The sequence below is a fragment of the Collinsella aerofaciens genome (assembly GCF_040920445.1).
Classification (GTDB): domain Bacteria; phylum Actinomycetota; class Coriobacteriia; order Coriobacteriales; family Coriobacteriaceae; genus Collinsella; species Collinsella aerofaciens_BH.
In genome coordinates this window covers 1-7,397 of sequence record NZ_JBCOTQ010000076.1, presented here as the reverse complement: position 1 = coordinate 7,397, position 7,397 = coordinate 1, and the positions used below count along the sequence as shown (strand labels likewise).

General features: G+C 57.7%; 8 protein-coding genes and 1 tRNA gene. 1 reads left to right on the top strand and 8 read right to left on the bottom strand.

Annotated features, from left to right (window positions below):
* The coding region (locus AB5405_RS09325; protein WP_368138284.1) for a hypothetical protein at nt 1-284 on the top strand (284 nt) is incomplete at its 5' end.
* Nucleotides 285-386: 102 nt separating this feature from the next.
* Here the strand turns inward: AB5405_RS09325 and rplT are convergent.
* The 8 genes from rplT to AB5405_RS09285 all read right to left on the bottom strand — a co-directional run.
* A complete protein-coding gene (gene rplT / locus AB5405_RS09320; RefSeq protein WP_006234421.1) occupies nt 387-746 on the bottom strand; it encodes a 50S ribosomal protein L20 in 360 nt (119 codons plus the stop codon).
* Nucleotides 747-792: 46 nt separating this feature from the next.
* Nucleotides 793-984 carry a 50S ribosomal protein L35 gene (rpmI, locus tag AB5405_RS09315; protein WP_006234422.1) on the bottom strand — a complete coding sequence of 64 codons (192 nt, stop codon included), beginning with the start codon at nt 982-984 and terminating at the stop codon, nt 793-795.
* Between the two features lie 32 nt (nt 985-1,016).
* Nucleotides 1,017-1,586: a translation initiation factor IF-3 gene (infC, locus tag AB5405_RS09310; protein ID WP_006234423.1), complete on the bottom strand. Its 570-nt coding sequence runs from the start codon at nt 1,584-1,586 to the stop codon at nt 1,017-1,019.
* A gap of 431 nt (nt 1,587-2,017) precedes the next feature.
* Nucleotides 2,018-2,104: transfer RNA gene (locus AB5405_RS09305), tRNA-Leu, on the bottom strand.
* 39 nt (nt 2,105-2,143) lie between these two features.
* Complete coding sequence (locus AB5405_RS09300) at nt 2,144-3,577, bottom strand: transglutaminase-like domain-containing protein (RefSeq protein WP_368138283.1); 1,434 nt, start codon at nt 3,575-3,577, stop codon at nt 2,144-2,146.
* A gap of 254 nt (nt 3,578-3,831) precedes the next feature.
* Nucleotides 3,832-4,698: a class II fructose-1,6-bisphosphate aldolase gene (gene fba, locus AB5405_RS09295; RefSeq protein ID WP_035137086.1), complete on the bottom strand. Its 867-nt coding sequence runs from the start codon at nt 4,696-4,698 to the stop codon at nt 3,832-3,834.
* Between the two features lie 194 nt (nt 4,699-4,892).
* On the bottom strand, nt 4,893-5,576 hold the full coding sequence (locus AB5405_RS09290) for an MBL fold metallo-hydrolase (protein WP_368138282.1): 684 nt from the start codon (nt 5,574-5,576) through the stop codon (nt 4,893-4,895).
* 88 nt (nt 5,577-5,664) lie between these two features.
* A partial coding sequence (locus tag AB5405_RS09285) for a RelA/SpoT family protein (RefSeq protein WP_368138281.1) occupies nt 5,665-7,397 on the bottom strand: 1,733 nt, incomplete at its 5' end.

The window sequence follows — 7,397 nt, the reverse complement described above, 5'->3', positions numbered from 1 at the left end:
TCAAATGGTTCGATGTCTGCCCGGATGCGACACTTGAAGTGTCCATCCTCGCAGTATCCGGTTCTCAAGGTGCACGCTTTGCGGCCGATCCGGTTCCACCGGGCCGCGCGGCAAGGAGATATATTGCCAGACCGCGAAGCTCTGTGGGACGTCAATTCCACTCTTCACAAGTCCTACACAACATATTGCTTTCTATAGGTAATAGAAAGACTGGTGCGGATCTTCCGCACGTATCAGATGATGACCCTTTGGTTCAGGAATATATAGAGATCGGTCACCTGTAAGTGTTTATCTACCCGCGCTTTTAGCAATGTAAACCGCGCTTCAGATAAAAAGAGGGAGCGCCGCCACAACGCGACACTCCCCTAGCGATTCAAGAGAATCTATTAGGCCTCGAGAGCCTTCTTGGCGATGGTAGCCAGCTCGTTGAAGGACTCGATGTCCTCGTAAGCCATCTGAGCCAGGACCTTGCGGTCGAGCTCGATGCCGGCAACCTTCAGGCCGTGCATGAACTGAGAGTAAGAGATGTCGTTCAGGCGAGCAGCAGCGTTGATACGAGTGATCCAAAGAGAACGGATCTCGCGCTTCTTGTTGCGGCGATCACGATACTGATACTGCAGGGAGTGCTGGACCTGCTCTTTAGCATGCTTGTAAGTACGCGAAGCGGCACCGTAGTAACCCTTCGCACGGTGCATAACGGTACGGCGCTTCTTCTTGGCGGCAACAGCGCGCTTAATACGTGCCATGTTCTATCAACTCCTAGACGGTAAAACGAAAAACGGGAACGCGAACTTAGGCGAGACGCGACTTGATGACCTTGCGGTCGGCAGCGGCAATCTCGGTCTCCTGACGGAAGCCACGCTTACGCTTGGTGGACTTCTTGCTCAGGATGTGGCTCTTGAAAGCCTTGGCGCGCATAAGCTTGCCGGTACCAGTCTTGCGGAAACGCTTCTTGGTGCCGCTGTGGGACTTCATCTTAGGCATGAAATACTCCTTAATCGGTTACAGAACACTAGTTATTTGGTATCGCTTGCCGCTTTATCCTCATCGAAGGCGCCCTTAATCGGGGCGAGCAGCATAAGCATGTTACGGCCTTCCATCTTAGGCTTGGACTCGACCGTAGCGTAAGGCTTGAGATCCTCGGCGAGACGCTCGAGAACGTTAAGGCCCTGCTCCGGGTGAGCCATCTCACGGCCGCGGAACATGATGGTGATCTTAACGCGTGCGCCCTTCTTGAGGAAACGCAGAACGTGGCCCTTCTTGGTCTCGTAGTCGCCAACGTCGATCTTGGGTCGGAACTTCATTTCCTTGACCTCGACCTTGGACTGGTTCTTACGAGCAGCCTTGGCCTTCATGGCCTGCTGGTACTTGAACTTACCGTAGTCCATGACCTTGCAGACCGGCGGCTCCGCGTTGGGAGCGATCTCGACCAGGTCGAGACCCTGATCGTCGGCGACGCGCTGGGCATCACGGATGGCGAACAGGCCGAGCTGAGAGCCATCGACGCCAATCAAACGGCACGAAGATGCAGTAATCTCGTCGTTGATGCGGGTGTCATCAGACTTAGCTATTTTCCCTACCTCCATTCATAAAAAAATAACCCGGCGCTTCTCAGCAACCAGGTCGTACACATAGACTTCCTCGATTTGAGGAAGGGAATCTAAGTTGTATGACCAGTCAGCTGCTCATTGGCGCCAAAAGGTGGGAACCCTCGGGTTCCTCTTTAGGGCATTGCGAGAACAACGCCTTGCGAATAATAACACGTACAGCGCGTTATCACATTACGTACACGAAAAAGGGGCCTTGACCCCCTTGAACGCTCGCTTGCATGTATGGTGCCCGAGGCGAGACTCGAAGGGCCTTCGCTTCGCGAAGCCCCGGGCTTCGGGCGCGAGGCGCCCTCGCCACGCTCCGCTACAAACAGGCCGCAGGCCTGTTTGCTTAACGCTTCGCGCGCTCACGCGAGTTCGGCACGAAAAAGGGGGCCGCAACCCCCTTGAACGCTCACTTGCATGTATGGTGCCCGAGGCGAGACTCGAACTCGCACGTTGTTGCCAACGGTGGATTTTGAGTCCACTGCGTCTGCCAATTCCGCCACTCGGGCACGTAATGCGTGAGTTAGTTTATCACAGCTTTCTACCGATTAGTCCGAAAATGGAACTTCGATCATTTCGATGAGTTCGACCGTGCGTAGCATCTCGCGCTGACGGCATCCGCGACCGTCGACCGAAGCCTCACCCATCTGGTTATCGTAAGGGTCCTCGCGCATGCCGTCGAAAGAGGGCTCAAACTCTGCCTGGAATCGATTGTTGGCCACCATACGCCATGGGTCGAGATTGCCAAAGTAGTGACGGCGGCGCCACTCCTCCCCCATCCTGCGAGCAGAAGATCCAAATGACACGTCGGCGTTGAGCCAACCGGTCTGCGGCGTATAGAACTCTGCCCAGTCGTGCGACCCCACCGAATCGGGCGCAACGTAGAGGCCGCTCTGCCAACGGGCAGGCACGCCCGCGATACGGCACATGGTGATAAACGTGAGCGCCATAACGCCGCAATCGCCGCGGAGCGAATGCGCGCAGTCATCGGCAATAGATCCCAAAAGCAAGTACGGCGGCTGATAGCGATAGTCGATATACTGCGTCAGGTAATCATAGATAGCACGGGCGCGATCGAGCGGATCCTCGAGTCCGCCAACAACGCTGGCCGTCAGCTGCTGCAGATACGGCGTAAATGCAATGTGCGGACGGTCCTCGGAAATATCCTCGGGCAGAGGCGCGTCCATACGCGGATGAACCGGAAGTGTGCCACCGTAGACATCACAATAAGCAGCATCGATGTGATAACGATAAGTCACCGAGAATGAGCGCTCACTCGAAGAAGACCACGAGGCGGTACGCGCCGAAGCGTTCGCGGGAGCAACAGCACCCTCCGGCGTCATGTCGAGAATCTCGACCTGAGACTGTTGGCGGCAGGTGGCGGCTACGGGAAGCCAAGCGCGAACGGTCTCCCCCTCTAGAGCGCCGGGGACAGACAAGGACGCCTTAAGCGTAATAACGCGAGTCAATCCGTTTTGTGACTCCATCTCCTTGAGCATCTCGTTGCGCAGTGCAATTCCGTCCGTAGGATCGGGACGCATGCCGGGAACCTCTTTGGGATATACGCGAAGCGAATCGAGGAAGTTGTCGAGAACGAACAGCTCGCCATCGATAAAGCGCCAGTCAATACGCTTACGGTTAATCAGATCGTCAAACTGCTCCTCGGTAAACTCAGGCCACTCCTCGCGAATCATCGCAATAGCCCGATCGCGCGACACCGAAAAATGAAGCGGCGTCTCAAGCATGCGATACCGCTCGGCACGAACGCAGGCAGCAAGCGAGGGATCGGGATTTTGGGCAAGTAGACGGTCGCAGGCCTCAATAGCCTGCGAAAGATACCCCGCGTCCTTTAAACGCAGAATCTCGGGTGGCAAGCCAACATCTAGAAAACGGAAGTCATCATTGCAGACATCAACAGAGCAACCAACAGGACCCTCGTCAATAACCTTCCCATCCGAAGGCAACACATTAACAACAGCCATACCAAACTCCAAGTCATTAGAACTCTTGAAGCCCATTGTAGCGAGATAAAAAGAAAGCCCCAATAAAGGAACCCTCAACACCGATAAACGGTACCTCTAAAAATGAATTCAGCCCAGTAACCCTGTAGCGAGTTAACAAAGGAGGCCCCGTTTCCCCGGAGCTTTTCCCATTGCGCGACTTCTGGCAAAGCTAGGTGAGCGCAAGGGAAAAGCGTAGGGTGAACGGGGCCTCCGGCGGGAAGTTAAACCGCTACTTACGCCTTGTTGACGGAGCCAAACTCCTCCATGAGCTCCTTGGTGCGGGCAACGATGTTGTCGCGACCAGGCTTGAGGAGCTTGCGGGGGTCAAAGCCCTTGCCCTGCTGATCCTTGCCAGCCTCGATGTACTCGCGAACGCCCTTGGCGAAGACGAGCTGCAGATCGGTGTTGACGTTGATCTTGGAGATACCCAGGGAGATGGCCTTCTTGATCTGATCCTCGGGGATGCCGGTGCCACCGTGCAGGACGAGGGGCAGGTCGCCGGTCTGAGCCTTGATCTCGCCCAGGCGCTCGAAGGAAAGGCCAGCCCAGTCGGCAGGGTACACGCCGTGGATGTTGCCGATACCGCAGGCGAGGAAGTCGACGCCCAGGTCAGCAATCTGCTTGCACTCAGCAGGATCAGCGAGCTCGCCGCTGGAGGTCACGCCGTCCTCGGTGCCGCCGATGCCGCCGACCTCGGCCTCGATGGACATGCCCTTGGAGTGGGCAAGCTCAACGAGCTCCTTGGTGCGGTCGAGGTTAAGCTGGAAGGTCTCCTCGTGAGAGCCGTCATACATGATGGACGTGAAGCCGGCCTCGATGCACTTGAAGCAGTCCTCGTAAGAACCGTGATCGAGGTGAAGGGCGACGGGAACGGTAACGCCCGTGGCCTCGACGGCAGCCTTGACCATGTCGGCGCAGACCTTGAAACCGCCCATCCACTTAGCGGCACCAGCGGTGCACTGAAGGATCAGCGGAGACTTGGCCTCCTCGGCGGCCTGGAGAATAGCCAGGGTCCACTCGAGGTTGTTGGTGTTGAAGGCACCGAGACCGTACTTGCCGGCCTCGGCCTTCTTGAGCATGTCTGCTGCGTTGACGAGCATAAAAGAAACCTCCTGTAAGGTTGCTCCGATAACGCCTGAGATTTTACCACGACATACCCGAGCATAAACGTTCGTTTGTTCACGAATACCATCCGATTGGACAAATTTTGACCGTTTGCCCCACAGAATCGACCCACTGGGGAAAATAGCTTGACGATTGAGCGGTCTTCGTGGTTCGAAAGACGGCTTCAAGCCTACATCTGCATAAACGGGTTCTGCATAAGTTCGCGCGCCATCGTGGTCGAATCGCCATGGCCCGTCAAGCAAACGGTATCGGGCGGAAGCGTCTTGGCAAGTTTGGAGAGCGAGCGCATAATCGCCGCCTCGTCACCGCCGGAAAGATCGGTACGACCGTGACTGCCCGGGAAAAGCGTGTCGCCCACAAAGGCGATGTTCCCCTGCTCGGTCGCGGCGAACAGGACGATGCCGCCCGGCGTATGCCCCGGCGTCTCGATCACCTGCAGGCAGACGTCGCCCACCTCGATTGTATCGCCCTCGGCAAGCAAACGCGTCTGCTCACCCGGATCGGGCGTCTCGATACCCCACATGGCGCGCTGCTCCTCGATATTTGCGCGAGGTACCGTCACGTCCTTAGCGCACAACTCATATAGTGCGCTGTCGCCAACGACAGCTCGAACCCCGGCAACCCCGCCAACATGGTCGGCATGACCGTGCGTGCAGACAGAGCCGAGCACGCGCACCTCGGGATGCGCGGTGCGGATATGCTCCACAAGACGCTCGCCCTCCCACGCCGGATCGACGATTAAGCACTCGTCATTCGAAATCACGGCGTAGCTGTTGGTCTGAATCGGGCCGTTGACGAGCGCCTCAATCGAAGCCGCGCCTCGGGGTGTCAGGTCCAAAGTCATATCGCCCATGCGCATACCCTCCTTCTAAAATACGTTCGAGGCACCAAACGATGCCTCGAACGTAACCAATATCTATGATGCTGAGAGGCTCTCGCACCTACACACGGCGCTTGAGTTGCGCTCCGCCCTCGCCGGGCATAAGACGGCGAGCGTCGTAGACCGAGTCGACGCTGCTGATGGAAGCCAGCAGCGGATCCAGGCCGCTCGCATCCGAAATCTCGACCATAAAGCGCAGGGTCGCAATACCCTCGCGGTTGGTCGACGTGGCGGCAGAAAGGATATTGCCGCCTGCATCGCCAATGGCAATGGTGACGTCCTTGAGCAGGCCCATGCGGTCCAGGCACTCGACCACGATCTCGACCTGGAAGAGAGTGTCGGCAGCACCATCCCACTCTACGTCAATCATGCGCTCGGGGTGCTCCATGAGGCCCTTGACGTTGGGGCAGTTGGCGCGATGCACTGAGACACCTCGGCCGCGCGTGATAAAGCCGACGATGTCGTCGCCCGTCACGGGGTTGCAGCAATGAGCCAGACGGACTAGCAGGCCGCTGTTGCTCTCGCCCTTGACGATAATGCCGTTACTGGCGCTCTTGCCGCGCTTTTGCGGCTTGCGGTTGGAGCCGCGAGCAGGCTGTTTCACGACCTCGGCGATAGCCTCGGCCTTGGTGAGCTGTTCCTCGGGCTTTGGGTCCAAGATTTGCTCGACCTTATTGCCCACAGCGCGCGGGGCAACCTTGCCGGCGCCGACGGCGGCAAACAGGTCCTCGAGCTGCTTGAAGTTAAACTGCTCCGCCACGGCATTGAGCGCGCGCGTCGAACGCGGCGTAGAAATGCCATAGCCACGCTTACGCAGGTCCTTGGCCAGCATATCGCGGCCGGCGGCAGCGTCGTCGTCCTTGGTCGCAGCGGCAAAATAGCGGCGGATCTTTGACTTGGCGGAAGGCGTCTTGACGATCTTGAGCCAATCACGCGACGGTTTGGAACTCTTGTTAGTCAGGATTTCAACGCGGTCGCCCGTCTTGATCTCGTGCGTGAGCGGGGCCACCGCACCGTTGATCTTAGCGCCGACGCAGTGGTTTCCCACCTCGGTGTGAACGGCGTAGGCAAAGTCGAGCGGCGTGGAGCCGGCACGAAGCGCCATGACCTCGCCCTTGGGCGTAAAGACGAAAATCTCCTGATCGAAGAGGTCGACCTTCAGCGAATGCAGGTATTCCTTGGCATCGGTGATTTCGTCGGAAGCCGCCCAATCGAGCGAATGCTTGAGCCAGTTGATCTGGTCGTCCAAACGTTGAGCGTCATTGGTCTTGGAAGCAGACGATCCGCCCGACTTCTTATATAGCCAGTGGGCGGCAATGCCATACTCGGCCTGCTCATGCATCTCGTAGGTTCGAATCTGAATCTCGAGCGGACGAGCCGTGGGGCCGATGACCGTCGTGTGGAGCGACTGGTAGTTATTGACCTTGGGCATGGCGATATAGTCTTTAAAGCGACCGGGCATGGGGTGCCACAGCGTATGCACCGCGCCGAGCGTGGAGTAGCAATCGCGCACCGAATGCGTGATGACGCGCAGTGCCACCAGGTCGTAGATCTCGGAGAACTCCTTGCCCTTGCGCTTCATCTTTTGGTAGATGGACCAATAGTGCTTGGAACGGCCGTTGATCTGGAAGCCTTCCAGGCCAATGCGGTTGAGCTCGTCGGTGAGTGTCTTGATGGTCTCAGCCAGATAGCGCTCACGGACCTCGCGCGACTCCGCCACCATGCGCGCGATGCGCTGGTAGGCATCGGGCTCCAGGTAGAAGAAGGACAGGTCCTCGAGCTCCCACTTAATAG

Coding starts and splice junctions, on each gene's coding strand:
- rplT (WP_006234421.1), bottom strand. CDS start 746: ATGGCACGTATTAAGCGCGCTGTTGCCGCCAAGAAGAAGCGCCGTACC.
- rpmI (WP_006234422.1), bottom strand. CDS start 984: ATGCCTAAGATGAAGTCCCACAGCGGCACCAAGAAGCGTTTCCGCAAG.
- infC (WP_006234423.1), bottom strand. CDS start 1,586: ATGGAGGTAGGGAAAATAGCTAAGTCTGATGACACCCGCATCAACGAC.
- AB5405_RS09300 (WP_368138283.1), bottom strand. CDS start 3,577: ATGGCTGTTGTTAATGTGTTGCCTTCGGATGGGAAGGTTATTGACGAG.
- fba (WP_035137086.1), bottom strand. CDS start 4,698: ATGCTCGTCAACGCAGCAGACATGCTCAAGAAGGCCGAGGCCGGCAAG.
- AB5405_RS09290 (WP_368138282.1), bottom strand. CDS start 5,576: ATGGGCGATATGACTTTGGACCTGACACCCCGAGGCGCGGCTTCGATT.